This window comes from Bacillus sp. FSL R5-0397 (genome assembly GCF_038593395.1).
Taxonomy (GTDB): Bacteria; Bacillota; Bacilli; order Bacillales; family Bacillaceae; genus Bacillus; species Bacillus altitudinis.
Genome location: NZ_CP151992.1, coordinates 2,559,934 through 2,585,773, shown reverse-complemented (window position 1 = coordinate 2,585,773; position 25,840 = coordinate 2,559,934). Strand labels below are relative to the sequence as shown.

Genomic DNA, 25,840 nt, shown 5'->3' with positions numbered 1-25,840 from the left:
AGATCAAGGCAGTGTATGACCTGATCTTTTTTCTTATTTAAACCAGCCTTTTTCTTTGGAACGAGTGATGGCTTCAATTCGGTTTTTGACTTCTAGTTTATCTAAAATAACGGATATGTAGTTTCGGACAGTGCCGCTTTTAATGCTGAGTTCCTTTGCGATTTCTTTTGTGTTTTTTCCGTCTGCGACGAGTTCTAGAACCGACTTTTCTCGTTCAGTTAAAGGATTTTCGTCGCTATACAAGTCTTCCATTAATTCAGGGGCGTACACCTTTTTCCCTTTCATCACGCTGCGGATGGCACTTGCCAAATCCTCGCTTGGGCTGTCTTTCAGCATGTAGCCGCTAACGCCAGCTTTCAGTGCTCTTTGAAAATAGCCAGAACGGGCAAAGGTTGTTAAGATGATGATCTTCACATCAGATTTTTTGAGTTCTTCAGCGGCGTCGAGCCCAGATTTCCCGGGCATTTCAATATCCATTAAACAAATATCGACCGGATGTTTTTGAGCAAAATCAATGGCGTCCTGGCCGTTTGTCCCTTTTCCAACAACCGTCATATCGTCTTCTAAATCGAGAAGCGACCCAAGAGCACCAAGCAGCATTTGCTGATCCTCTGCGATAAAGATGTTAATCATTTTATTTCCTCCTTATCTTTCGCTGCTGAATCATTTGGAATACTCATGATCAGCTTCGTCCCGTCTTTTGTTTCAATGTGCAGGCGTCCATTTGCAAATTCCAATCTTTCTCTAATCCCTAAAAGGCCATGTCCCTTTGTTTGAGAGGATGGATCACCGCCTTTAAATGTGCCGTTATCCTCAACTGTAATGACAACTTCCTTTGACTTTTGATGAATGGTGATTTGACAGACAGTGGCATCGCTATGTTTGACGACATTCGTTACGGCTTCTTTGATGCACATGCTCACAATGTTTTCGTTCAGAAGAGAGATGTGTTTCGGCGCTTCCTTTTCATCATAAATCATGTCAATATCGGCGGCTTCAAGGATTTGCTTGATGTTCAATATCTCATCTTTGATCCGAATGCCTTTCATGGAAGAAACAATTTTTCGCACTTCATTTAGAGACGTTCTAGCTGTCTGTTGGACGCTTTTTAGTTCGGCGCGTGCCTGTTCAGGGTCTTTATACACGAGTTTACGGGCAAGGTCACTTTTTAAACCGATAAGAGAGAGTTTTTGTCCAAGTGTATCATGCAGATCACGAGCAATGCGCTGTCTTTCTTCAAGTTTGACAAGATCGGCGATCCGTTCATTGGCATATTCTAATTTCTCTTCAAGGCGTTCACGTTCTTTTCGGCTTCGAATGCTGAGAGGGAGCAAAATGGCACTAATAAGTGTGATCACAACAAAAGGAATTTGTGTGAGAAACCATCCCTTTTTTAAAATCAAGCTAAAGTTCACTGCTACGGCGGCGCTCCCTAGATGAATATAGTATAAGATATAAAAAGGGACTTTTCTTTTAATGTGCCCATTGAAATAGGCGATACAAAAAGCAAAATAAATGTAGCTGTAGAGCATCACATAGCCTGTAGAAATCGCAATCAATAAAAGACCGAAGACATATAAAGACCAGCCTTTTGCGACAAAGGCAAAACGATACACTCCGAAAAAAACCACGTTCAAAATAATGCCAATGACAATACCTAAAGTCGTAGGCGTCTTTAAAATAAAATAGAAGGGCAGGATGAAAAAAATGGCCCATATATAGGGGGAAATCCCATGCAATTTTTGAATTTTAAACTGTTTTTTCATCCGTGTGCCACCTTTTCCGTTTTCGTTCTTTCCTTACTTTATCAAATTCAACTTACGGTTGCATCCTGTAAATGGCAACAAGCTCCTTCTAGAGTAAGAAAGAGCTTGCGCCAATTATGCATTCTTCTTCAGAATGTCTCCTTTAATGACAGGTGCGGGCATCTTCTTAGATTGCCGTGCTTCTTTAAAGGTAACGAATGCTTTCGTTTCTTCATCCCAAAGTCTAAATTTCATTGATTCGATACTTGTTTTTAAAGTGATGGTTGGAACATTTTGAAGCGGCTCACTATGATCATGTGCATGCTCCAAGTGATAATTCGGTACCCTCGGACTTAAATGATGAACATGGTGATAGCCGATATTGCCTGTTAACCATTGAAGCAGCTTTGGCAATTTGTAAAAAGAACTGCCTTCTACAGCTGCCTGCACATAATTCCAATGTTCATCTGCTTCAAAGTAAGAATCTTCAAATGTATGCTGCACATAAAACAGCCATACGCCGATTGATCCTGAGATCAGGAAGATTGGACCTTGGACAAGCAGGAACTCCTGCCAGCCAAAAAGAAGACACGTTGCAGCTGCTAGTGCAATGATGCTCACGTTTGTGAAATACGTGTTCCAGCGCTCTTTTTTACGAGCATTTTTGACGTTGAAACGGTTTTTTAAGAGAAAAACAAAGATCGGTCCTAAAATAAACATCACAAAAGGATTACGGTAAAATCTGTAGCGAAACTTCGTCCAAGCTGATGCTTCTTGATATTCTTTGACTGTCAGGAGCCAAATGTCGCCAGTACCTCGTTTGTCTAGATTACTGCTTGTGGCATGGTGAATTGAATGATCTCTTTGCCATTGAAGATAAGGGAAAAGGGTGAGCACGCCCGTTACAAAACCGAACAGGTGATTCAGCGGCTTCTGTTTAAAAAAGGATTGATGGCAGCAGTCGTGAAAAATAATAAAGACACGTACTAAAAAACCAGCTGCAATCACCGCAAAGAAGAGGGTTAAAAGGTAGGAGATGTTCAGGCTATAATAGGCAAGAAACCAAAGCCCCAAAAATGGAATGAATGTATTAAAGAGTTGAATGATACTTTTTTTCGAATTAGCACCAGAGAATTGGCCAACTTGTTTTCTTAAAGTGGCTTGCTGCTGTGTGTTTGTTGAAGTCGTCATGAACGTTCAAGTCCTTTCCGTTTCTTTCTACTTCAAAGTATAGAAGGAAAGGTGTCATGCTCATAGTAGCACCCATCATGTATTCAATATGACATTTGTCATGTTGGATGCGGGGAAGGCTGATGGTTCAAGGGTTGTAAGCTTATTTTATTTTAAATAAAAAAAGTAAAGGCGCTTAGCCTTCACTTTTTATGCACGTGCTTCATGTACTTTTAACTGCTTGCCTTTAATCGTTGTGTGGCGCATGGCATTTAGCACAAGAGGGCCTTTGCCGTTTAAAATATCGACGTATGTTTTCGTATCTTGAATGGTAATAATCCCAATGTCATCAAAGGCAACGCCTTCTATTTTGGCAATGGTCCCAACGAAATCAACAGCCCGCAGCTTCTTTTTCTTCCCGCCGTTAAAATAAAGCTTCATAATATCCTTTTCAACGCCAGCTTGTTTATTTTCCTTTTGAATCGGCGTTTCAATCTTTTCTTCAAAGCTTTCTACATGCTGTTCTGCGTCTTCTTTTGTAGGATAAGGCTGAGTCTGAAAATGAATGCCAGCTTCCTGCTTTAATTCTTCAATGAGCTGCTGTCCGTGCCTTGTCATAAACGCAATCGTTTTCCCGCTTTTACCCGCTCTGCCAGTTCTTCCGGTCCGATGAATATAGCGTTCTTTTTCATAAGGTAGGTCGTAATGAATGACATGTGTCATATCACTGACATCAATTCCTCGGGCTGCTATATCGGTTGCGATCAAATAACGGAATTCCCCGTTTTTGAATTCATCCATGACAGCAAAGCGGTCTTCCTGCCTCATCCCGCCATGAATCTTATCACAAGGAACATCCCACTCATCCAGCTTCATCGTCAGCTCATTCACTCGCTCCTGCGTATTGCAAAAAATGATACAGCTATCTGGATTTTCAATGACAATCGTTCGTTGAAGTAATGAAAACTTGCCTTCTTCCTCGGTTTCAATCAAGGTGTGGGTGATATGCTGCTTCGTCGTTTCCTCCCCAGCAACCTCTATCACTTTTGGCGATTGTAAAAACTGCTCACTCAAATCCTTCATTTCATCAGACATCGTCGCTGAAAATAACATCGACATCCGCTTTGGCGGCAGATGCTGAATAATAGAAGAGACTTGATCAATAAATCCCATGTTCAGCATTTCGTCTGCTTCATCTAACACGAAAAATGACAGATTGTCTAAAGAAAGTGTCCCTTTTTCAAGGTGATCCAATATTCGTCCTGGCGTTCCGCACACAATGTGGTTCTTTTGTGCAAGCTCTATTTTTTGTGCTTGAAATGGAGCTTTTCCATAAATGGCGGCCGCTTTGATTCGTTTAAATCGTCCGAGGCTGGTCAGATCCTGTTTGACCTGCATGGCAAGTTCTCTTGTTGGGACGAGGATGAGGGCTTGAGGTTTATTCTCAGCCCAATCCACCATTTCACAAATTGGCAGACCGTAGGCTGCTGTTTTGCCACTGCCTGTCTGAGATTTGACAATGAGGTCCTGCTTTGAAAAAGCAACGGATAATGTCTCGTGCTGGACGGGTGTAGGTGTATTGAAATGAAGCGCTTCTAGCGCTTGTTTCAATTCATCGCTTAATGGATATTGATCAAAATGTTGTAATGGCATCGTGTTCTCCTTTTCGTACATGTATACTTGTGACATCATACCATATCTTTTCAAAGACACCATGACCTTGAATGAAAAGGCATGAAAAAAGCCCCGTAAAGGAGCTTTCAGCGTGTAGACAAACCCTCGCATTCGGTGTCAGATTTGCGCTCCGGTACTCACGAATGTCAAATTCGCTCCGTTCCGGTGCTCACTCTTCCTAGACTTCAAAGGTTTTCTATCACGCTGAAAAGAAAACAAAAGCCCCTTAAAGGAGCTTTTTGATTAAAGGAATCTGCGTTTTACTTTTTCCCAATAGGAGTTATCTTTTAATTTGACCGTTTTGATCACTTTACCAGAAAGGCCAATATCAATTTGTTTGACATGTTTTGTACCTAGCGCTTCGTTATCAAGACCGATAATCGGATGGTCGTTACCGTCCTGAACAACCTTTAGTGTCAGCTTGCGGTCACTGCTTAAAATGAAAGGAGCTCCAAGTGTACGGTATGAGTTGTTATTCAGCGATGCCAGCTCGGTTACTTGCATACACGGAAGCATCGGATCCACCACGGCGCCGTTGACAGATTTATTGTAGGCCGTTGAACCGGTTGGAGTGGAAATAATCATCCCGTCGCCTCTAAAGGTTTCAAAATGGAAATCATCTATATACACATCGATGACAAATGTTTTAATGATGCTAGAGCGGATCGACAGTTCGTTTAAGCAATGGAACTGGTTTGTACTGTCAACGCTTACATCGATGATCGGATATTTTCTCACTTCAATCTGTTCAGTGTTCATGGCATCAATCATTTTATCAAAATGTTCTAACGAAAAATCGCAGTATAGGTGCGAATTCTCTGTTTTTGATACCCCTACATACAAGCAGTCATCCCGGAAGTTCGTTTTGCGAACCGCTTGAAGAAATGTACCATCTCCACCAATTGAAGCAATGATATGGGCATCTTCTGCACGCTTTACGACGTGAAAGCCTTGATCGGTAGCGAGCTTCTCCAGAGAAGAAATGTGTCCATCCAATTCATGATCTTTTTTGTAAAAGAAAAATACATTGCGACGATTGTCTGTCATTGACGTTCTCCCCTTTGTTGTCAAAAATAGATTTCGAGTAGTAAAGGGCTTACATAGAAAACCCTTGCTCACATTTTACACTTTTTTCATATGAAAGTAAAAATATTAGAAAGACGCTTCATCGATAGAGGCTTCCATTTAAGAAATGAGTCATTGTAAGTGATTAGACAACGCTGACTTTGAGCATAATTTAATAGCTCATTTTGGCAGAAAGAGAGGTCTGGGCGTTTCGTTGTGAAGATGGTCTGAGCTATTAGATATAGGAAGAGGATAAAATAACCAATTTTTCGTCATGATGAGCAAATGATAGAAGATGTAAAGTTGATCGTCATTTCACATCGGTGCTATCATATGTTGAAATGAAATGTAAAAAAACCACAGTTCCTGTGAAACATTTCATGTGTGTATTCGTATGAACGAAGTGAGACAAAAAGGAGGAGAAAGAAATGAATGCGAAAAGATGGGTAGCCTTAATCATTGCACTTGGTGTTTTCGGCTTTTCGATTGTGATTAGTATCACGACGGCCTTGTATGAAAGCTTCAATGATAATAAGATGAGCTATCAATTCGGGGACGAAATCGAAGAAAAGGTACTAGAAGATGGCAGCGGTGCGAGTAAAATTGCTGTACTTGAGATTAATGGCACGATTCAAGATAACGGCGGTGCATCCAGCCTTCTAGGCGGGGAAGCATATGATCATCGTGCGTTCTTAAAGGAATTAGATAAAGCAAAAGACGATGCGTCTGTGAAAGGTGTCTTGCTGCGCGTCAACTCTCCTGGCGGCGGTGTCTATGAAAGTGCTGAAATACATAAAAAATTAGAAGAAGTAAAGAAAGCGAAGAAGCCAATTTATGTTTCTATGGGTTCAATGGCGGCTTCTGGTGGCTATTATGTATCCACTCCAGCGAAAAAAATCTTTGCTTCACCTGAAACGTTAACAGGGTCTCTCGGGGTCATCATGCAAAGTTTGAATTATGCAAAGCTGGCAGATAATTTAGGCATCAAATATGAAACCATTAAAAGTGGAAAATTCAAAGACATCATGTCCCCAAATCGTGATATGACAAAAGATGAGCGAGATATCATGCAAAGCATGGTTGACAACTCTTATGAAGGCTTTGTGAAAGTCATCTCAGAAGGACGTGGCATGTCTAAGCAGGACGTCAAGAAAATTGCTGACGGCCGAATCTATGACGGAACACAGGCGAAATCGAACGGATTAGTGGATGAGCTTGGGTACTATGAAGATGCTCTAAAAGCAATGAAGAAAAATGAAAAAGGGTTAAAAGGAGCGACAGTGATCAGCTATTCTCAAAGCTTCGGCTGGAACTCTCTCTTCAATATGAGTGCAAGCAAGCTCTTTAAAAGCGAAATTGATTTTCTGAACTTAAAAGAAACACTGGCTGGCTCAAATGGGTCTAAACCGATGTATCTCTATTCAAAATAAAGGAGGGATCATAGATGGATTCTACATTCGATGAAGTAACGGAAAGTCGCAGCCAAGAGGGAGAATCAAGGCCGACTCTTGCGAAGCGCACTTCAATTGAAGCGCAGGCTTTTGCAGGTTTCTGGATTAGATTTTGGGCATTTATCCTAGATTGGCTCGTCGTATGGGGTGTTAACCATTTGACGGTTTCTCCAATCTTTAGTCTCTTTGGCTGGTCAAAAGGGGGAGGCTGGTTTTCCCCATTTTCCGTCACAACCACAATTGTCTTTCTGCTTTATTTTGCGATCATGACGAAGGTTTTCCAACAAACACTTGGAAAGATGGTGTTTGGAATCAAAGTCGTCTCACTTCAGCCGGAGAAGAAGCTGTCATGGGATGTCATTTTCTTTAGAGAAATTGTGGGGCGATATATTAATACGCTTTTTGTTCTCTATGCTGTGGTTGGGTTCACGCCGAAAAAGCAAGGGGTTCATGACTACTTTGCAGATACAGTGGTTGTTCATGAACATTTATATGAAAAAACAGAATCAAACGCATAATCAAAGAGAGTTTGGCCGGGTACCGGTCAAACTCTTTTTTTTGGTGATTGGGTATAAAATCCAGAAGGAGAGCCATAATCGTAGAGGAAGCATCATTTGTTATGGAGGAAGTGAGCACAGTGCTGTACGTTTGGATCGCAGCTTTTTTGTTCCTTGTGATCTTATTGATCTTTATGAAAGTGACCATTTCACTGGACTATTCACATGCAAATGACAATGACCATATTGCGGTGAAGATCATCACCTTATATGGAATCGTCAGACTGAAGAAAGACATTCCGATGGTGAAAGTGAATACGGAAGATCAAACGATTGATATTCGTGAAAAGAAAATGGCCAGCACCAAAACGCCTAATCAAGAAAAAGAAACCATGCATAAAAAAGTGGGAAAACGTGATGTGAAGGAAATCCTTCATCAAATGGAGCGTATTACAAAAGAAATTGTCGATCTAAACCGGATCATGCGAACGTTTTTCATTCATATAAAAATCGTCTCATTTCACTGGTCCACATGGATTGGTTTTCATGACGCAGCTTTAACAGGTGTAGCAGCCGGTGGTGTGTGGTCAGTCAAAGGAGCACTTCTTGCCTTTATGCAGGAGCACCTCACCTTTAAGCACAAACCCGTCTATGAAGTGATTCCCGCTTTTCAGCACAAAGTATCACAGACACACTTTGCATGTATAGCTTATTTTCGGATTGGACATGCTATGCTTGCAGCCATTCGATTACTTGTCCATTGGTTAAAAGGGAGAAAGGCGAGAAAAAATGCCTCTCTTCAAGCAACGAAGAATGAATCATCTGTTTAAGGAGGAACCCGAAAATGGCAGATCATCCAATCCAAGGTCTGATGAAGACAGCGATGGAAAACTTAAAAGAAATGATTGATGTGAACACGATCATCGGCGATCCAGTCGAAACCCCTGACGGCAGTGTCATTCTCACTGTGTCAAAGGTTGGTTTTGGATTTGCAGCCGGCGGCAGTGAATTCAACGGTAACCAAAAGAAAGAAAAACGGTCTGATGAACAAGAACGAAAAGAACCGAGACTCCCATTTGGAGGCGGAAGTGGTGGGGGAGTATCGATTACACCAATCGCCTTTTTAATTGTGGGAACAAATGGCGTAAGAATGCTTCATTTGGATGAACACACACATCTGCTCGATAAAATATTGGATTCTGCTCCTCAAGCAATTGAACGTCTTCAGCACATGTTTAAGAAGGATGAACGGGAGCATCATCGTCACAAAGAACGAAAACTAGATGACATAGACCTTTAAAAAGTTAGCTGCCCTGCAGTTAACTTTTTTTTCAAAATGGACGATTAGGCTTTGCAGTTTTTTGCTTTCTCTACTATGATAGAACCATACATTTGATAAGGGAGGAATTGTTTTGGCATCGATCACATTTAAAGGGAGCCCAGTAACGCTTGTAGGAAATGAAGTGAAAGTAGGCGAGCAGGCTCCAGATTTCACGGTATTAACGAACTCACTAGGGGAAGTTTCACTTTCTGATTTAACAGGAAAAGTGACGATTATCTCAGTGATTCCTTCTATTGATACAGGTGTGTGTGACGCACAAACAAGACGTTTCAATGAAGAGGCAGCCGGTTTAGGTCCGGTCAATATCTATACCATTAGTGCAGACCTACCATTTGCACAAGCACGCTGGTGCGGAGCAAACGGAATTGAAAATGTTGAAACATTATCTGATCATAGAGATATGTCATTTGGTGAAGCGTTTGGTTTATATATGAAAGAATTGCGTTTATTGGCGCGTGCGGTCTTCGTATTAGACCCAAGCGGAAAAGTGGTTTACACTGAGTACGTAAGCGAAGCAACCAATCATCCAAATTATGAAAAAGCCATTGAGGCTGCGAAATCACTGTTATAAAAGCACCATCGACAAGAGCTCCGGCTTCATACTGGGGCTCTTTTCAATGAGAACATATAGCTTTTAACAAAGCGAGGAGAGAAAAGCATTGCAGAAAGATCAAGTGAGTACGATTTTTGAGCTGCTCGATACAGCTTCAATTCGTTTAAAAAAGGAACAGAACATTTCCTATATTGAAGCATTGGCAGAAGCAGGAGAAGCCTTTTTCCAGGCAAATGATCGAAACGGTTTACTAAAAGATTTAATAGAGAAAGCAGATTTCGCCTCTTATGATCATGAGCAGATTCGTAAAGCGTTTCAGCTCGCCGTATTAAAAGGACAAAAGGATATTTCACATCCAAACCGGCAGATGACACCTGATACAATTGGTCTGTTTGTCAGCTATTTGGTCAATAAATTTTTAGAAGGACAAAAAGAGCTGGTTGTCTTTGATCCAGCAGCGGGAACAGGGAATTTACTGCTTGCGGTCCTCAACAATGTAACAGCAGAAACAACACGCGGTTTTGCCTCTGAAATTGATGACGTGCTCATTAAAATTGCGTGGGCACAAGCGAACTTAGAAGAAAAAGAAGTAGAGCTTTTCCACCAGGACAGCTTAGAGCCGCTTCTTATCTCACCAGCAGATGTTGCTGTATGTAGTCTTCCTGTCGGGTTTTATCCAAACGATGAGCGCGCTAAAGACTATGAATTAAAGGCAAAAGAAGGTCATTCCTTTGCGCATTATTTATTCATTGAACAAAGTCTTCGTTACACGAAAGAAGGCGGCTTTTTATTCTTCATCATTCCAAATGATTTGTTTGAAGGAAAAGAAAGCGTACAATTAAAGGATTTCATCAAAGAACATGCATATATGAATGCGTTAATTCAGCTGCCAGTCTCTATGTTCAAAGACAAAAAGCATGCCAAAAGCTTATTTGTGATGCAAAAGAAAAAAGAGGGGCTCGAAGCACCGAAACGTATGCTATTTGCCAATCTGCCATCTTTCTCACAGAAAGAAGCAATGGTTGGCGTCATGAGAAAATTAGACCAATGGTTTTTAGAAGAAAAAGAAACGAAAGAATAGCCAGAGTGATGTCTGGCTATTTTATTATTCAGAAAATAACGACTTATTGATGTAAGCGGTAACAGTTCGAAGGTGTACTTGAAATGCAAAGTTTTCAATGTTTAAATGAAAAAGTCAGATATTTTTCGGACTTATCGTTAAACTATAAAAGACCCGTTCAAACAGGTTGAATATAGCACCGAAAAAACGTGAAACCTTATATAACAACTGAGTAAAAGGAGCGACAGTAATGTCCAAAATTATTGCAATCAACGCAGGAAGCTCATCTCTTAAATTCCAATTGTTCGACATGCCAGAAGAAACCGTTTTAACAAAAGGTCTTGTTGAAAGAATCGGAATGGACAACAGTATCTTCACGATTTCTGTAGATGGAGAAAAGAAAACAGAAGTCACAGATATTCCAGATCATGCAGTAGCGGTTAAAATGCTGCTTGAAAAACTAATTGAATTTAACATCATCAAAGACTTTAATGAAATTGATGGCGTAGGACACCGCGTCGTTCACGGCGGAGAAAAATTCAGCGATTCTGTTGTTTTAACAGATGAAGTCATCAAAGACATTGATCAGCTTTCAGAGCTTGCACCACTTCACAACCCTGCAAACGTTGTAGGAATCAAAGCATTCAAACAAATTCTGCCTGACGTACCAGCGATTGCTGTGTTCGATACAGCGTTCCACCAAACAATGCCAGAGCAGTCTTACCTATACAGCCTTCCGTATGACTACTACAAAAACTTTGGTATTCGTAAATACGGATTCCACGGGACAAGCCATAAGTTCGTAACAGAGCGTGCAGCAGAGCTATTAGGCCGTCCTCTTGAAGAGCTTCGTTTGATTTCTTGCCACCTTGGAAATGGTGCAAGTATCGCAGCAGTTGAAGGCGGAAAATCAATCGATACGTCAATGGGCTTCACACCACTTGCGGGTGTTGCAATGGGAACACGTTCAGGTAACATTGACCCTGCCCTTATTCCATTTATTATGGAGAAAACAGGACATACAGCTGAAGAAGTACTTTCTACTTTGAATAAGAAGAGTGGTCTTTTAGGTGTGTCTGGTCTTTCAAGTGATCTTCGTGATATCGAAGAAGCGACAGAAGAAGGAAACGACCGTGCTGAAGTAGCACTAGATATTTTTGCAAGCCGTATTCATAAATACATCGGTTCTTATGCAGCGAGAATGAATGGTGTAGATGCCATCATCTTCACAGCTGGAATCGGTGAAAACAGCTCAGAAGTGAGAGCACGTGTACTTCGTGGTCTAGAATTCATGGGCGTATATTGGGATCCATCTCTTAACAACATGAGAGGCGAAGAAGCATTCATCAGCTACCCTCACTCTCCTGTAAAAGTCATCGTGATTCCAACGAACGAAGAAGTTATGATTGCAAGAGACGTTATGCGTTTAGCGTAATATCCTTTTGAAGCTCTTTTCCTCAGCGGAAAAGGGCTTTTTTCTATTGAAATCACCATGCTATAATGTGAGGCAATATGAAAGGAGCGGTGTGAAGATATGAGCGTCGAAGAACATAAACGCGAAGCGAAAACGAGGCTTCATGTAAAAGTCATTACCGTCAGTGATACAAGGACAAAAGAAACAGATAAAAGCGGCCGTCTGATGATTGATTTGCTCAAAGAACAAGGGCACCTTATTCTTGCATACGATATTGTGAAAGATCACATTGGAGCGATTCAAGACGCCGTTTTAGAAGGAACAAGTGAAGCGAAGATTGATGCCGTCTTGTTAAACGGGGGAACTGGTATTGCAGCAAGGGACGTCACGATTGAATCCATTACACCTCTTTTCTCAAAAGAGCTGCCGGGCTTTGGAGAAATTTTTCGCATGCTGAGCTATACAGAAGATATTGGATCAGCCGCTATCTTATCTAGAGCGACGGCAGGGGTGATTAACCAAAAAGCCGTTTTTGCCACACCAGGCTCTACCGGAGCAGTTCGGTTAGCCATGACCAAACTCATTATTCCAGAGCTTCCTCATGTCTTGCGAGAGCTTGAAAAAGATCAAAAATAGCTCAAAATGACTCTGCCAAGAAAATTTGGCAGAGTTTTTTTCATAAAGGGGTTGAAAAAACAATTTTTCCTTGTTACAGTGTATACATACTAAATGCATGTTTATAAATTAAAACTTATTTTTATGCAAAAAACATTCACAGAATCAAAACAAGCGAGAGGAGCTTTTCAAACATGTCACAAAATAAAAAAGTCGTATTAGCATATTCCGGAGGTCTTGATACCTCTGTTGCAGTTAAATGGTTACAGGAGCAAGGATACGAAGTTGTTGCTTGCTGCCTGGACGTAGGTGAAGGAAAAGATTTAGCATTCGTTCAACAAAAAGCACTTCAAGTCGGAGCTGTTCAATCTTACATGATCGACGCAAAAGAAGAGTTTGCTGAAGAATTTGCACTTGCTGCACTGCAAGCACACACGATGTACGAAGGGAAATATCCACTCGTGTCTGCACTATCTCGTCCGCTCATTGCCAAAAAGTTAGTGGAAGTCGCAGAGAAAGAAAATGCCGTAGCCGTTGCACACGGATGTACAGGTAAAGGAAACGACCAAGTTCGTTTTGAAGTATCAATCAAAGCATTGAATCCAGACCTAGAAGTTCTTGCACCAGTGCGTGAATGGAAATGGTCTCGTGATGAAGAAATCGACTATGCACAAAAGCACGGTATTCCAATTCCGATTAACTTAGACAGCCCATATTCAATTGACCAAAACCTTTGGGGCAGAAGTAACGAATGTGGTATTTTAGAAGATCCTTGGGCAGCGCCGCCAGAAGGTGCTTATGATCTGACAAATCCACTTGAAAAAACACCTGACACACCTGAAATCATTGAAATCACGTTTGAAAAAGGAAAACCAACAGCCATTGACGGAATCCAGTATTCATTATCTGATCTGATCCTTCATTTAAATGAAGTTGCTGGTCAGCATGGTGTAGGCAGAATCGATCATGTGGAAAACCGTCTTGTTGGAATCAAATCTCGTGAAGTGTATGAGTGCCCAGGTGCAGTTACATTGTTAAAAGCACACAAAGAACTTGAAGACTTAACGCTTGTCAAAGAAGTAGCACACTTTAAGCCAATCGTGGAACAAAAAATGGCTGAATTAATATACAACGGCTTATGGTTCTCACCACTTAAAGGAGCACTAGATGCATTCTTACAAGAAACGCAAAAGAACGTAACAGGTGTTGTACGTGTGAAACTATTTAAAGGCCATGCCATTGTAGAAGGACGTAAATCACCATATTCACTTTATGATGAAAATCTAGCAACTTACACAAAAGCAGATGAATTCGATCATGATGCAGCTGTAGGATTTATTAACCTTTGGGGTTTACCAACAAAAGTAAACAGCATCGTGAACAAAAAGGAGCAGGTTAAAGCATGAAAAAGCTTTGGGGAGGCCGATTTCAAAAAACACCAGAAAAATGGGTCGATGAGTTTGGTGCATCCATTCATTTCGACAAACAATTAGTCAAAGAAGATCTGACCGGCTCCCTTGCCCATGCAAGTATGCTGAATAAATGCGGTATCATCGGCGATGAGGAGGCCGCTGCAATCAAAGACGGACTGAATACGCTCATGAAAAAGGCAGAGGCGGATGAACTCGATTTCTCAGTAGATTATGAGGACATTCATTTAAACCTTGAAAAAATGCTCATTGATGAGATTGGTCCGCTTGGCGGCAAATTGCACACAGCGAGAAGCCGGAATGATCAGGTCGCAACCGATATGCATTTATATTTGAATAACCAAGTAGAGCATATCATTGAGCTGATCTCTTCTTTTCAAACAGTGCTTGTAGAAAAAGCTGAACAGCACGTTGAAACGATTTTTCCAGGATATACGCACTTACAGCGTGCACAGCCTATCTCCTTTGCTCATCATATGCTCGCCTACTTTTGGATGCTTGAGCGGGACAAAGCGCGTTTTCAAGATTCATTGAAGCGGATTAATGTGTCACCACTTGGATGCGGGGCGTTAGCAGGAACGACATTCCCGATTGATCGTGAATATACAGCAGAGCTTCTGGGCTTTGACCATATTTACGAGAACAGCCTTGATGGTGTGAGTGATCGTGATTTCATTTTAGAGTTCTTGTCTAATAGCAGTCTTGTGATGATGCACCTCTCACGTCTTTGTGAAGAAATCATTTTATGGTGCTCTCAAGAATTCAAATTCATTGAGCTTGATGACACGTACGCAACAGGCAGCAGCATGATGCCGCAAAAGAAAAACCCGGATATGGCTGAATTGATCCGCGGAAAAACAGGCAGGGTATATGGCAACCTGATGGGACTGCTCACGATTATGAAAGGCTTGCCGCTTACGTATAACAAAGACTTGCAAGAAGATAAAGAAGGCATGTTTGATACGGTGAAAACGATCGCTGGTAGCCTGCAAATCTTCACAGGCATGATTCAAACGATGACAGTGAACGAAGATGTCATGAAAAAAGCAACAAAAGAAGATTTCTCAAATGCGACCGAAGTGGCAGACTACCTTGCGAAAAAAGGTATGCCATTCCGTGAAGCACACGAAATCGTTGGGAAGCTTGTGTATACGTGCATTCAAAAAGGCATCTATTTAAGTGACCTTCCATTTGAAACATTTACAGAAGCAAGCGGCCTCTTTGAACAAGATATTTACACTGTTCTTGATCCGTATGTTGCTGTTGAAAAAAGAACAAGTGCAGGTGGAACTGGATTTAAACAAATTCAGCTCGCTTTAGAAAAAGCAAAAGCCTGCCTAGCGTAATTCGCCAAAACCATTCGTTTATACGGATGGTTTTTTTCATGGGAAAAAGGAGATTGATCTTCACTGGAGAAAATGAAAGCATACCAGTGTCAAGCTGAATAAGGAGTGACAACAGTTCATGAAGAAAACGCTTCAGGCTTTGTTTGATCAGCCTATCGTATCAGTGAAAACGTTAGGAGAACCATACGACGGCCGGGCTAATGATGTGTGGCTGATTTCCTTGCAAGATCAGACGGAATATGTAGTGAAATCTCCAAAAACTGCAAGAGAAGAAAGTGAATTTGTGTATGGGATCAACATGATTTATGGAGTAGATGCCCGTACTGTACAGGAGCATCTTGATGAAATCAATGAAAAGCTGGCTCATACGAATTCCTTTCATATTCCGAAAGTTGTTCGTAAAGTGAAGAAGGCGGGGAAACACTTTTATGTCATGGAAAAAGTAGAAGGAATCCCTTTAACATCTTTTGAGGGCCGTTCAGCACAATTCTATAGGGATTACGGGAGGAAACTAGCGCATCTTCATTCATATCAAACAAACTTTTTCGGTGCAGTATACGGGGGAGAAAAGAGACATTTGAGAGAATTCCATGCGCTGTTAAAAAAGGCAGTTTCCAAACTCATCAGCCACTATTACGCTGATCAGCCTGAATATCAGAATTATGCAGAAAAGGTGCAGCAAAAGCTTGAAAAGCTAAGTCCTCCTGATGCAGCCAGTCTCATTTTAATTGATTTAGACCCATCGCAATATATTGAAGACGATGATCAAGTGACGAGTCTAGTTGATACGGAATATGTTGTATTTGGACCAGCTACGTTTGATTTGATTGCACTAGAATATCTTTTGACAAAAGAAGCTACACAAGCTGTTCAATTGGGCTATGAAGAGATTTGCCCGCTTCCTCGCCAGCTTCATGAGGTGAGAGAATGCTATCGGTTTGTTTCGCTACTTCTCGATATCCATGGTTCATGGGATATGAAAAAGTGGATGAATCACCCTATACGTTTTTCCCCTCACTGTTAAAGGGTTCAAAAGTGCGAAGGAAGCCGGTTTATAGTAAAGTAAAGATAACAAAAGAAACACATGAACTTGCAACCTTTGCTTTAGGAGGAGATTGTGTGCGACACGCATTAATAACAGCGGGTTCTAAAGGACTTGGCAGGAAAGTCACCGAGTCTTTACTGAATATGGGGTATTCTGTGACAGTGAATTATCGAAGTGATGATGAAGCTGTCCGGCAGATGAAAGAAGAACTGCAAGAATACGAAGAAAAGCTTCAATTTGTCCAAGGTGATGTGACAAACAAAGAAGATTTAAAAAACATGGTCGAGCTGGCAGCAGAGCGATTTGGGCGGATTGACGCCTTGATCAATAATGCTGGACCTTATATTTTTGAACGAAAAAAACTCGCGGATTACTCTGAAGACGAATGGTATCAAATGATGGAAGGCAACCTATCCGCAGTGTTCCATTTGTTCCGAATGGTGATCCCTATGATGAGAAAACAAGGCTTTGGCCGGATTATCACATATGGCTTCCAAGGAGCAGACCATGCGCCAGGCTGGATGCACAGATCAGCCTTCGGAGCGGCAAAAGTGGGCCTTGCGTCATTGACGAAAACCATTGCGATTGAAGAAGCCGAAAACGGCATCACCGCTAATATGGTGTGTCCAGGCAAAATCGTTGGAGACATGAAAGAATCAACGATAGAGGAAGCACGTCAGATAAAAGACGATGAAACACCGATTGGTCGGTCTGGGACAGGTGAGGATATCGGTCGTATCATTTCATTTCTATGTGATGACCGTTCAGACCTCATTACAGGAACCGTCATTGAAGCAACAGGTGGTCTTAATGTAATTCACAGGCACTAAGTTTTTCAGCTTTTTATAGAGGGAATAGACAAAATGAGATCAAATTCGAAAGGTGGATATATTTACATGAAAGCTACATATCATGGACATTCAGTCGTACACATTGAAACAAACGGATACCATATTTGGATTGATCCATTTTTAAATGGAAATAAGCACACGGATATCAAACCACAAGATGTGAAAGCAGATGTGATTTTGCTCACGCACGGGCATGGAGATCACGTCGGAGACACGATTGAAATCGCTAAAAACAATGACGCACTCGTGATTGCGCCATTCGAACTTGCCACTTATTTAGGCTGGCAAGGGGTGAAAACACACCCGCTTTCTATTGGTGGCGGACGTGAATTTGAATTTGGTAAAGTCAAGCTGACGCAAGCGTTCCATGGCTCAGCGGTCATTGATGAAGAATCCAAAACGATTACGTATACAGGGATGCCATCCGGTATTTTATTTACTGCTGAAGGCAAAACAATTTATCATGCTGGAGACACGGCTCTCTTCTCGGATATGAAACTCATTGGGGAGCTGAATCATATTGAGCTCGCCTTCCTGCCAATAGGTGATAACTTCACAATGGGACCAGACGATGCAAGAATCGCAGCAGAGTGGCTTCGTGCGAAACAAGTCGTACCGATTCATTACAGTACATTCCCGCCGATTGAGCAAGATCCTCATGCGTTTGCAGACAGCTTGCATGGTGGCGTGGGTCACGTATTAAACAGTGGAGAATCCATCGAGATATAATCAATAGAAAGAAAAGCCGGCACTCTACCGGCTTTTTTATTTGCCTGTATCGTGCTCGTGTAAAAGACAAATTGCTATTAAAAGCCTCCTGCCTTTATAATGAAATATAGATGAAAACGCTGAAAACAAAAAGGGTGAACGGGATTGGCGACAAAGCATGAGCAAATTTTATCGTATATTGATTCATTGGATGTCGGAGAGAAAATTTCTGTCCGGCGTATAGCGAAAGAAATGAAAGTCAGTGAAGGCACGGCTTACCGGGCTATTAAGGATGCTGAAAATAAAGGGTTCGTGAGCACCATTGAACGAGTCGGTACCATTCGAATTGAACAGAAGAAAAAAGAAAATATTGAAAAGCTGACATATGCGGAAGTCGTCAATGTCATTGATGGTCAGGTACTTGGTGGACGAGCCGGCTTACATAAAACGTTAAATAAATTTGTCATCGGTGCAATGGAACTGGATGCGATGATGCGATACACAGCAGCAGGCAACCTGTTAATCGTCGGAAACCGAATCAATGCTCACCGGCAAGCATTAGAGGCGGGAGCGGCTGTGCTGGTCACGGGCGGATTCTCAACAGATGATGAAATTATTCAGCTCGCAGATGAGCTTGAGCTGCCCATTTTATCAACAAGCTACGATACATTTACCGTAGCGGCTCTCATTAACCGGGCCATTTATGACCAGTTGATTAAAAAAGAAATTGTGCTTGTGGAGGATATTTTAACGCCGATAGAACGGACCGTCTATTTATCGCCAGAAGACAAACTTGAGAAATGGTATGAAAAGAATTATGAAACTGGACACGGCCGGTTCCCGGTAGCAGACGATCAAATGAAAATTCACGGCATTTTGACCTCAAAGGATATTGCCGGCCATGACCGTTCTACACCGATTGAAAAGGTGATGACAAAAAATCCGCTGACCGTTATTGGCAAAACATCTGTCGCTTCAGCTGCACAAATGATGGTGTGGGAAGGTATTGAGGTGCTGCCAGTTGTAAATGATCATGCGAAGCTGATTGGGATGATTAGTCGTCAGGACGTGCTGAAGGCGCTGCAAATGATTCAAAAGCAGCCGCAGGTCGGTGAAAAGTTGGATGATGTCGTGTCACGAGGATTTAAGGAGACTGAGACAGAAAAACCAAAAACAGATGCGGTGTACCAATATGAAGTCTCACCACAAATGACAAATCAACTCGGTAATATTTCGTATGGTGTGTTTACACAAATTTTAATCGAATCAGCCAACCGCTTCTTAAAGTCTCATAAAAAAGGCGAACTAATTGTAGAAAGTCTTTCTGTCTATTTCTTAAAACCAGTTCAAATGGAATCCACGATACAGATCAAACCGAATATTTTAGAAGTTGGGCGCAAGTTTGGGAAGCTGGAAGTGGAAGTTTACCATCAGTCAAATATTGTAGGCAAAGCGATGTTAATGGTGCAGCTGATGGAGAGAGGATAAATGGCAAAAAAGGGCGGCATGAATGCGCCCTTTCAGCGTGTAAACAAACCCCTCGAATTCTTTGTCAGTCCTGCGTGCTGGTGCTCACGAATGACAAATTCGCTCCGTAAAAGTAGCTGTCCTTCCTAGACTGCAAAGGTTTTCTAACACGCTGAAAAGAAGAGAAAGGGCTAAAATCAAGTTCATTTTAGCCCTTTCTCTATTATGCGTGGTCTTTTTCGCCTTCCTTTAAAAAGAGCGGAAGATAGTGCTTATAGGCTTTATATCCGGCCCATGTACTGCCGATACCAACTGCAACAAAAATAAACCCAATGACAAATGCGAGTGACGAGCGGTTTAAAAATAATTGATTCACACCGAAGAGCAGGACAAAGCAGCCAAGTGCCATACTTGATTTGGCAGACCAGAATTTCTTTTCGACCGGCCGGTTCGTACGGACATTCTTTGCTTTGTAGTATAAATAAAACATGGCAGAACAAATAATAAACACAATCAAAACAAGCATGTGCCAAGCCTCCATTGTAAGTGGTTACAACCCTATTTTAAACGTAAATAGGCTTGCTTACTAGAATAAATTGTCTATTCCTCACTTTTCTGTCTGGGTAGATTATGATTTAATAATAAAAAGAGTATCGCATAAGAAGGAGTATTTATGAAAAAAGAACTGATTAGAACCATATCATTATATGACACCATCATCATTCATAGACATGTAAGACCTGATCCAGACGCATATGGATCACAGTGCGGCCTTACGGAAATCTTGCGTGCCACCTATCCAGAAAAAAATATTTATGCAACAGGAACCCCTGAGCCATCCCTTTCATTTTTATATGAATTAGATGACGTGCCGGATGAAGTGTACAAAGGTGCCCTTGTCATTGTCTGTGACACTGCGAATCAAGCTAGAATTGATGATCAGCGCTATTCAATGGGCGATAAACTGATGAAAATTGATCATCATCCGAATGAAGATCCGTATGGTGATTTGCTTTGGGTTGATACAGAAGCAAGCTCTGTCAGTGAAATGATTTATGAGCTGTATTTAGAGGGGAAAGAAGAAGGATATCAGCTGAATACAAAGGCGGCAGAACTCATTTATGCCGGCATTGTAGGAGACACAGGCCGTTTCCTTTTCCCAAACACAACGAAAAAGACACTCAAATATGCGGGTGAACTCATCGAATATCCGTTTTCATCATCAGACCTTTTCAATCAATTGTATGAGACAGATTTGAATGTCGTGAAATTAAATGGCTATATTTTTCAACATATCTCTTTATCAGAGAATGGCGTAGCTTCTGTTTTTATTAAACGTGACATTTTGGAGTCGTTCCAAACAACAGCGCAGCAAGCCTCACAGCTTGTTGGGACACTTGGAAATATTGCAGGGATTAAGGCATGGGTCTTTTTTGTGGAAGAGAACGATCAGATTCGTGTGAGATTCCGCTCAAAAGGCGTCGTCATTAACACCATTGCTAAAAAATATCATGGCGGAGGTCACCCGCTTGCAGCCGGTGCGTCCATATATGATTGGGCAGTTGCAGATGAGATTTTGCGTGATTTAGAAGAAGTATGTAAATCATCATCGTGAGAGAGGGGCTTCAAGTCCCCCTCTCTTTTTTTGAGCTTTGAGAAAAGGGTTACTTGGATACAGGGATAAACCAGCAGCCGATGTCAGTTGAATCTTCATAGGCTTGGAGATTTTGATGCTTTAATTCTTTTTTAATTAAATGGGCCATCATTTCTGTCTCAGCATAAGCACACATGCCGTCTTTAATCCGGCTTGCTTTGTCTCGTGCCATTTGACGATAGCTGTAAACCTCCATTGTTCTCACCTCTTTCTTATGATCATCTCGTTCTTCTTTTAGTGTATAAAAATAACAAGTGAAAAGCGATCATTGAGTGCAGAAATTCATAAAAATTCCACATCATCTATTATTCAGCAAAGGAAATACGCACTTCAAGCGAAAGCTTTGTATAGATGGTCAGTTCGGTGACTTTGGCCCGGTATGCCTTTTCTCTAATCGTATATTCTTTATTTTCCACGGTCCGTTTTAATAGCTCTTTTGTTTTATACACACTTTCAATATCCTTTGTGATCACCTCTGAGATATCCTCTTTCACCTGATCTTCGAATTTCAAGGTATCTGGTTCCGGGATTTTGTACTGCTCACGGTTGACGAGGTGAACGTCTACGCTCTGAATAAGCAGACGCTGCTTATTGTCTTCATTTAATTTATGCAAATCTTCCCGATAGAGTGTGATTTGTTCTTTCAGACTGTCCATATGGTGCTGCTGGCTTCTGAGCAGTGTCACCTGCTTCTCCTGAAAGGTGCCATACGTAAAGAGAAAAATCAGCCAGCTGATAATTGCGCCGAACATCATCCCAGCAAAAAAACGCTGCCAGCCTGGACGTTTATACAGCTCAGGCACCCTCATGATGATACATGCTCCTGAGTGAGCCACGTAATCAGGAGATACCCCGTTTGCGCACCGCCCATAGCAGAGATAATGAGCAAGATCTGCTTGAAAATATCACGTGTGTTCCCTTCGAAAATCCCTCTTTCAAAACTATAGACCGCATCAAAAGTTCCACCGATTGCCGCAACAAGTGCCCAAATTTTTAAGCGGTTGGCAAGACTTGAAATAATTGATAGCGGCGGCTGACCAGATAAATATGCACCTACCCCGCCTATAATGGCACCGCCCAAAATAACCCCTAGTGCGATAAAATAACAGCTAATAAAGTTTGGAATAAAGGCTTCCTTCACATCCATTTTTCCCACCTCACTCTATTCAATATATGGCGAATGCTGGACAAGTATGAACGAGCGGAAAAGAAAGAACATTTGTTTCTCACCGCATCGCGATTTATAATGAAAGAATGAATTTAGACGAAAGGAGTGGATTAAGCATGTCCTATGTTCATCTTCAGGTCCACAGTGGATACAGCTTGTTGAGCAGTGCAGCGAAGGTCAAGGAGCTCGTATTAAAGGCGAAAGAACTTGGCTATCAAGCGCTCGCTCTTACCGATGACCATGTGATGTATGGAACGGTTGAATTTTATAAGGAATGTAAAACACATGGCATCAAACCGATTATTGGTTTAACAGCTTCTGTCTTCATAGATGAACAAGAGACAGAGGCTTATCCTTTGATCCTCCTTGCCAAAAACAATGAAGGCTATCAAAACTTGATCAAAATTAGCAGTGTCTTGAAATCAAAGTCAAAAACCGGCCTGAAAGAGAAATGGCTGAAAGCCTATCATCATGGCCTTATTGCCATCACACCAGGCGTATCCGGCTATATTGAAACGCTGCTGCAACATGATCAGCTAGATGAAGCAAGGGATGCAGCCAGCCATTTAAAAGATCTTTTTGGTGAGGAACATGTGTATTTAGCCGTTCAGCCGTTTCAGCAGGGCGAAGAGCTTTCTCGTAAGCTAAGGGAACTCTCAAAAAGAGCGAACATCCCGCTTGTGGCAACAGGTGATGTCCACTATATCCATCAAGAGGACAAAACCGCATATACATGTTTAAAAGCCATTAAAGCAGGCCAGCAGCTATCAGAAATTGAGGAAGACCAAGCAGACAAGCATTTCAGATCGATCGAAGAAATGATGAAGTGGTATGGTGATGATCCAGAATTGCTGGCAAGAACGGTTGAGATTGCAAACCGCTGCGAGGTCGATTTAAATCTTGGCCAGACGAAACTGCCAACCTATCCGACGCCTGATCAATCAACAGCTGATCAATTTTTACGAAGAGTGTGCCAAGAAGGCATGAAACGAAGACAGATTGCTTCAAATGACACATATATCAAAAGGCTTGAGTATGAGCTGAGCATCATTCAAAAAATGAATTTCAGTGATTATTTCCTCATTGTGTGGGATTTTATGAAGTATGCTCATGATCATGGCATTGTCACAGGTCCTGGCAGGGGATCAGCAGCAGGCTCTTTAGTTGCGTATGTTCTGTTTATTACAGATGTCGATCCGATCCGTCACGGGCTTTTATTTGAGCGTTTTTTAAATCCTGAACGAATCAGCATGCCAGATATAGATATCGATTTTCCTGACACGAGAAGAGATGAAATCATTTCATATGTAAAAGACAAATATGGGGATATGCATGTGGCGCAAATTGTCACGTTTGGAACACTTGCCGCAAAGGCAGCTTTAAGAGATGTCGGACGTGTGATGGGAATTGATTCAAAAGCAGCAGACCGCCTTGCAAAGCTCATCCCATCAAAGCCAGGGACGACACTGAAAGAAGCGGTGACAGTCTCCTCAGAATTAAAAACACTGCTCCAGCAATCTGAAGAGCTGCAAAGAGTGTTTCAAACCGCTTTAAAGGTAGAAGGATTACCAAGACATACGTCAACACATGCAGCCGGCGTTGTCCTAAGTGAGGAGCCGCTCACACAAGTCGTGCCTATTCAAGAAGGGCATGATGGAGTGTATTTGACGCAATATGCGATGAATTATTTAGAAGATCTCGGTCTTTTAAAAATGGATTTTTTAGGTTTGAGAAACTTAACATTAATTGAATCCATTAAAAACCAGATTGAAAGACAGGAAAACGTCCACATTAACTTTAGTGACATTTCATATGAAGATCAGAAAACGTTTGATTTGTTATCAGCGGGAGATACAACGGGGATTTTCCAGCTCGAATCACAAGGTATGCGTCAGGTGCTGAGACGACTGAAACCTTCTAGTCTAGAAGATATCGTGGCTGTCAATGCCTTATACCGCCCGGGACCGATGGAGAATATCCCGCTCTTTATCGACCGAAAGCATGGCAGAGTGAAAGTCTCCTACCCGCATCCAGATTTGTATGACATCTTAAAGGATACATATGGGGTCATCGTCTATCAGGAGCAAATCATGCTGATTGCAGCAAAGATGGCAGGCTTTAAGCTGGGCGAGGCCGATCTACTAAGAAGAGCCGTTTCAAAGAAGGATAAAAAGGTGCTTGATGAAGAGCGAAGCCATTTTGTTGAAGGATGCCTAAAAAAGGAGTATCCTGTTAACATTGCAAATGACGTTTATGACCTAATCGTCAAATTTGCAAACTATGGTTTTAATAGAAGCCATGCTGTTGCATATAGCATGATCGGCTTTCAGCTTGCTTATTTAAAAGCGCATTATCCGTTATATTTTATGTGCGGTCTTTTAACGAGTGTGATTGGAAATGAAGACAAAGTGGCTCAATATTTCTATGAGGCAAAGGAAAAAGGGATATCGGTGTTGAAGCCTTCTATTAATAAGAGCGAATTTCCATTCACGGTTGAAAAAGGGGAGATCCGCTACAGCTTAAGAGCGATTAAAAATGTCGGAGTGTCAGCTGTAAAGGATATATACAGAGCAAGACAGGAAAGGCCATTTGAAGATTTATTTGATTTTTGCGCAAGGGTATCAACAAAGAGTGTCAACCGAAAAACGATTGAAGCCCTCATTTTCTCAGGGGCAATGGATGAGCTTCATCCAAATCGTGCTTCGTTATTAGCATCGATAGATATTGCGTTAGACCATGTGTCATTTTTAACACCTGAGGATCAACTGGACTTTCTTGGGGATACAACGTTCTCCATTAAGCCAAAATATGCGGAGATAGACGAACTGCCGCTTGTTGATCTCCTGCAATTTGAAAAAGAGGCACTTGGGTTATATTTATCAAATCACCCTGTACAAGCGTATCGAGATCGCTTAAGAGAGAATGGTGCGGTGGAAATCATCAGACTTTCTTCCTATATAAAGCGAAAGATCTCAATGGGTGGTCTTTTGACAAAGGTGAAATCGATTCGGACAAAAAATGGACAATCGATGGCATTTGTCACATTCGGGGATGAAACGGGAGAAATGGAAGGTGTCGTCTTTCCAGAGCAATTTAGAAAGCTGTCCCCCTTACTTGAGGAGGGCGCAATGCTTTATGTTGAAGGCAGAATAGATGTCAGAAATGAGAGCAGTCAAATCATCGTACAAGAAGCTGTTCTACTGGAAGAGATGGGCTCTAAAAGAAAAGAATCTGTCTACATTCGAGTCAAAGAAGAGAACCATACGCAGGAGTTGCTAGAACAAGTGAAGCGAGTAATCTCCATGCACAGGGGAGAAGCAGATGTCTATTTGTATTATGAAAAGCAAAAAAAGACGATGAGACTTCCAGATGCATACAAAGTTCATGCAGATCATGCGGTCATTTTCCAGTTAAAAGAACTGCTAGGTGAACAAAACGTTGTGATTAAATGATGACAAATCGTCTGAATATGTTTTACAATTTCACCTATTGTGTTATCATTTTAAAGATTCTGTGTATTTAAACTGCCAAGTATGTGCTTATCAACTTAGCAATTCATTAAATCATTTTCCACTTGAAGGAGTG

The 25,840-nt window shown here is 41.5% G+C and carries 25 protein-coding genes; 16 read left to right on the top strand and 9 right to left on the bottom strand.

The window, feature by feature from the left end:
- Positions 1-33: 33 nt before the first annotated feature.
- The 5 genes from NSQ70_RS13195 to NSQ70_RS13175 all read right to left on the bottom strand — a co-directional run bounded on the left by NSQ70_RS13195 (position 34) and on the right by NSQ70_RS13175 (position 5,636).
- Positions 34-633 carry a response regulator transcription factor gene (locus NSQ70_RS13195; protein ID WP_007501749.1) on the bottom strand — a complete coding sequence of 200 codons (600 nt, stop codon included), beginning with the start codon at positions 631-633 and terminating at the stop codon, positions 34-36.
- The gene (locus NSQ70_RS13190) at positions 630-1,766 is read right to left on the bottom strand and encodes a sensor histidine kinase (RefSeq protein ID WP_039168897.1); all 1,137 of its coding nucleotides are present in this window, start codon (positions 1,764-1,766) and stop codon (positions 630-632) included. The genes NSQ70_RS13195 and NSQ70_RS13190 overlap by 4 nt, the downstream gene beginning before the upstream one ends.
- A gap of 114 nt (positions 1,767-1,880) precedes the next feature.
- Positions 1,881-2,936: a fatty acid desaturase gene (locus NSQ70_RS13185; protein ID WP_024718675.1), complete on the bottom strand. Its 1,056-nt coding sequence runs from the start codon at positions 2,934-2,936 to the stop codon at positions 1,881-1,883.
- 189 nt (positions 2,937-3,125) lie between these two features.
- Positions 3,126-4,568, bottom strand: a complete 1,443-nt coding sequence (locus tag NSQ70_RS13180; protein ID WP_342502204.1) for a DEAD/DEAH box helicase — start codon at positions 4,566-4,568, stop codon at positions 3,126-3,128.
- A gap of 264 nt (positions 4,569-4,832) precedes the next feature.
- Positions 4,833-5,636, bottom strand: coding sequence for an NAD kinase (locus tag NSQ70_RS13175; RefSeq protein ID WP_008343132.1), 804 nt, complete (start codon positions 5,634-5,636; stop codon positions 4,833-4,835).
- A 446-nt stretch (positions 5,637-6,082) separates the two neighbouring features.
- Here NSQ70_RS13175 and sppA point away from each other — a divergent pair, with 446 nt between their 5' ends.
- The 14 genes from sppA to NSQ70_RS13105 all read left to right on the top strand — a co-directional run bounded on the left by sppA (position 6,083) and on the right by NSQ70_RS13105 (position 19,454).
- Positions 6,083-7,084 carry a signal peptide peptidase SppA gene (gene sppA / locus NSQ70_RS13170; protein ID WP_024718673.1) on the top strand — a complete coding sequence of 334 codons (1,002 nt, stop codon included), beginning with the start codon at positions 6,083-6,085 and terminating at the stop codon, positions 7,082-7,084.
- Positions 7,085-7,098: 14 nt separating this feature from the next.
- Positions 7,099-7,623, top strand: coding sequence for an RDD family protein (locus NSQ70_RS13165; protein ID WP_268372984.1), 525 nt, complete (start codon positions 7,099-7,101; stop codon positions 7,621-7,623).
- A gap of 101 nt (positions 7,624-7,724) precedes the next feature.
- Positions 7,725-8,432: a DUF2953 domain-containing protein gene (locus NSQ70_RS13160; RefSeq protein ID WP_034647385.1), complete on the top strand. Its 708-nt coding sequence runs from the start codon at positions 7,725-7,727 to the stop codon at positions 8,430-8,432.
- Between the two features lie 14 nt (positions 8,433-8,446).
- Positions 8,447-8,902: a GerW family sporulation protein gene (ytfJ, locus tag NSQ70_RS13155; RefSeq protein ID WP_047945295.1), complete on the top strand. Its 456-nt coding sequence runs from the start codon at positions 8,447-8,449 to the stop codon at positions 8,900-8,902.
- A 112-nt stretch (positions 8,903-9,014) separates the two neighbouring features.
- Positions 9,015-9,515: a thiol peroxidase gene (tpx, locus tag NSQ70_RS13150; RefSeq protein WP_007501731.1), complete on the top strand. Its 501-nt coding sequence runs from the start codon at positions 9,015-9,017 to the stop codon at positions 9,513-9,515.
- Between the two features lie 88 nt (positions 9,516-9,603).
- Positions 9,604-10,578 (top strand): class I SAM-dependent methyltransferase, encoded by a 975-nt coding sequence (locus NSQ70_RS13145; RefSeq protein WP_160757456.1) that lies wholly within the window; start codon positions 9,604-9,606, stop codon positions 10,576-10,578.
- Between the two features lie 229 nt (positions 10,579-10,807).
- Positions 10,808-11,992, top strand: a complete 1,185-nt coding sequence (locus NSQ70_RS13140; protein WP_024718669.1) for an acetate kinase — start codon at positions 10,808-10,810, stop codon at positions 11,990-11,992.
- Between the two features lie 99 nt (positions 11,993-12,091).
- The gene (locus tag NSQ70_RS13135; protein ID WP_024718668.1) at positions 12,092-12,607 is read left to right on the top strand and encodes a molybdenum cofactor biosynthesis protein B; all 516 of its coding nucleotides are present in this window, start codon (positions 12,092-12,094) and stop codon (positions 12,605-12,607) included.
- A 173-nt stretch (positions 12,608-12,780) separates the two neighbouring features.
- On the top strand, positions 12,781-13,992 hold the full coding sequence (locus NSQ70_RS13130; RefSeq protein WP_017358278.1) for an argininosuccinate synthase: 1,212 nt from the start codon (positions 12,781-12,783) through the stop codon (positions 13,990-13,992).
- Positions 13,989-15,362: an argininosuccinate lyase gene (gene argH, locus NSQ70_RS13125; protein ID WP_008343150.1), complete on the top strand. Its 1,374-nt coding sequence runs from the start codon at positions 13,989-13,991 to the stop codon at positions 15,360-15,362. The genes NSQ70_RS13130 and argH overlap by 4 nt, the downstream gene beginning before the upstream one ends.
- A gap of 118 nt (positions 15,363-15,480) precedes the next feature.
- A complete protein-coding gene (locus NSQ70_RS13120; RefSeq protein WP_342502203.1) occupies positions 15,481-16,386 on the top strand; it encodes a phosphotransferase in 906 nt (301 codons plus the stop codon).
- Positions 16,387-16,481: 95 nt separating this feature from the next.
- On the top strand, positions 16,482-17,237 hold the full coding sequence (locus NSQ70_RS13115; protein ID WP_008343153.1) for an SDR family oxidoreductase: 756 nt from the start codon (positions 16,482-16,484) through the stop codon (positions 17,235-17,237).
- Between the two features lie 66 nt (positions 17,238-17,303).
- Positions 17,304-17,987 (top strand): metal-dependent hydrolase, encoded by a 684-nt coding sequence (locus tag NSQ70_RS13110; protein ID WP_024718665.1) that lies wholly within the window; start codon positions 17,304-17,306, stop codon positions 17,985-17,987.
- A gap of 144 nt (positions 17,988-18,131) precedes the next feature.
- Entirely contained in the window at positions 18,132-19,454 is a 1,323-nt protein-coding gene (locus NSQ70_RS13105; protein ID WP_017358275.1) for a CBS domain-containing protein, read from the top strand.
- A 202-nt stretch (positions 19,455-19,656) separates the two neighbouring features.
- Here NSQ70_RS13105 and NSQ70_RS13100 read toward each other — a convergent pair whose 3' ends face one another.
- On the bottom strand, positions 19,657-19,959 hold the full coding sequence (locus NSQ70_RS13100; protein WP_003216665.1) for a YtpI family protein: 303 nt from the start codon (positions 19,957-19,959) through the stop codon (positions 19,657-19,659).
- Between the two features lie 147 nt (positions 19,960-20,106).
- Between NSQ70_RS13100 and NSQ70_RS13095 the strand changes: the two genes are divergently transcribed.
- A complete protein-coding gene (locus tag NSQ70_RS13095; protein WP_025207776.1) occupies positions 20,107-21,048 on the top strand; it encodes a bifunctional oligoribonuclease/PAP phosphatase NrnA in 942 nt (313 codons plus the stop codon).
- 49 nt (positions 21,049-21,097) lie between these two features.
- On the opposite strand, the gene NSQ70_RS13090 is transcribed toward NSQ70_RS13095, so the two are convergent.
- The 3 genes from NSQ70_RS13090 to NSQ70_RS13080 form a co-directional block, all read right to left on the bottom strand.
- Positions 21,098-21,283, bottom strand: coding sequence for a hypothetical protein (locus tag NSQ70_RS13090; protein ID WP_008346082.1), 186 nt, complete (start codon positions 21,281-21,283; stop codon positions 21,098-21,100).
- Between the two features lie 109 nt (positions 21,284-21,392).
- Positions 21,393-21,896, bottom strand: coding sequence for a sporulation membrane protein YtrI (gene ytrI, locus NSQ70_RS13085; RefSeq protein WP_007501718.1), 504 nt, complete (start codon positions 21,894-21,896; stop codon positions 21,393-21,395).
- Complete coding sequence (locus tag NSQ70_RS13080) at positions 21,893-22,234, bottom strand: YtrH family sporulation protein (RefSeq protein WP_007501717.1); 342 nt, start codon at positions 22,232-22,234, stop codon at positions 21,893-21,895. The genes ytrI and NSQ70_RS13080 overlap by 4 nt, the downstream gene beginning before the upstream one ends.
- 137 nt (positions 22,235-22,371) lie before the next feature.
- On the opposite strand from NSQ70_RS13080, the gene dnaE reads away from it, so the two are divergent.
- Positions 22,372-25,707 (top strand): DNA polymerase III subunit alpha, encoded by a 3,336-nt coding sequence (gene dnaE, locus NSQ70_RS13075; RefSeq protein ID WP_144667183.1) that lies wholly within the window; start codon positions 22,372-22,374, stop codon positions 25,705-25,707.
- Positions 25,708-25,840 lie beyond the last annotated feature (133 nt).

What these genes read in the sequence shown, in the direction of transcription:
- NSQ70_RS13195 (WP_007501749.1), bottom strand. Translation starts at nt 633, where the DNA reads ATGATTAACATCTTTATCGCAGAGGATCAGCAAATGCTGCTTGGTGCT.
- NSQ70_RS13190 (WP_039168897.1), bottom strand. Translation starts at nt 1,766, where the DNA reads ATGAAAAAACAGTTTAAAATTCAAAAATTGCATGGGATTTCCCCCTAT.
- NSQ70_RS13185 (WP_024718675.1), bottom strand. Translation starts at nt 2,936, where the DNA reads ATGACGACTTCAACAAACACACAGCAGCAAGCCACTTTAAGAAAACAA.
- NSQ70_RS13180 (WP_342502204.1), bottom strand. Translation starts at nt 4,568, where the DNA reads ATGCCATTACAACATTTTGATCAATATCCATTAAGCGATGAATTGAAA.
- NSQ70_RS13175 (WP_008343132.1), bottom strand. Translation starts at nt 5,636, where the DNA reads ATGACAGACAATCGTCGCAATGTATTTTTCTTTTACAAAAAAGATCAT.
- sppA (WP_024718673.1), top strand. Translation starts at nt 6,083, where the DNA reads ATGAATGCGAAAAGATGGGTAGCCTTAATCATTGCACTTGGTGTTTTC.
- NSQ70_RS13165 (WP_268372984.1), top strand. Translation starts at nt 7,099, where the DNA reads ATGGATTCTACATTCGATGAAGTAACGGAAAGTCGCAGCCAAGAGGGA.
- NSQ70_RS13160 (WP_034647385.1), top strand. Translation starts at nt 7,725, where the DNA reads ATGGAGGAAGTGAGCACAGTGCTGTACGTTTGGATCGCAGCTTTTTTG.
- ytfJ (WP_047945295.1), top strand. Translation starts at nt 8,447, where the DNA reads ATGGCAGATCATCCAATCCAAGGTCTGATGAAGACAGCGATGGAAAAC.
- NSQ70_RS13140 (WP_024718669.1), top strand. Translation starts at nt 10,808, where the DNA reads ATGTCCAAAATTATTGCAATCAACGCAGGAAGCTCATCTCTTAAATTC.
- NSQ70_RS13135 (WP_024718668.1), top strand. Translation starts at nt 12,092, where the DNA reads ATGAGCGTCGAAGAACATAAACGCGAAGCGAAAACGAGGCTTCATGTA.
- NSQ70_RS13130 (WP_017358278.1), top strand. Translation starts at nt 12,781, where the DNA reads ATGTCACAAAATAAAAAAGTCGTATTAGCATATTCCGGAGGTCTTGAT.
- argH (WP_008343150.1), top strand. Translation starts at nt 13,989, where the DNA reads ATGAAAAAGCTTTGGGGAGGCCGATTTCAAAAAACACCAGAAAAATGG.
- NSQ70_RS13120 (WP_342502203.1), top strand. Translation starts at nt 15,481, where the DNA reads ATGAAGAAAACGCTTCAGGCTTTGTTTGATCAGCCTATCGTATCAGTG.
- NSQ70_RS13110 (WP_024718665.1), top strand. Translation starts at nt 17,304, where the DNA reads ATGAAAGCTACATATCATGGACATTCAGTCGTACACATTGAAACAAAC.
- NSQ70_RS13100 (WP_003216665.1), bottom strand. Translation starts at nt 19,959, where the DNA reads ATGCTTGTTTTGATTGTGTTTATTATTTGTTCTGCCATGTTTTATTTA.
- NSQ70_RS13095 (WP_025207776.1), top strand. Translation starts at nt 20,107, where the DNA reads ATGAAAAAAGAACTGATTAGAACCATATCATTATATGACACCATCATC.
- NSQ70_RS13090 (WP_008346082.1), bottom strand. Translation starts at nt 21,283, where the DNA reads ATGGAGGTTTACAGCTATCGTCAAATGGCACGAGACAAAGCAAGCCGG.
- ytrI (WP_007501718.1), bottom strand. Translation starts at nt 21,896, where the DNA reads ATGAGGGTGCCTGAGCTGTATAAACGTCCAGGCTGGCAGCGTTTTTTT.
- NSQ70_RS13080 (WP_007501717.1), bottom strand. Translation starts at nt 22,234, where the DNA reads ATGGATGTGAAGGAAGCCTTTATTCCAAACTTTATTAGCTGTTATTTT.
- dnaE (WP_144667183.1), top strand. Translation starts at nt 22,372, where the DNA reads ATGTCCTATGTTCATCTTCAGGTCCACAGTGGATACAGCTTGTTGAGC.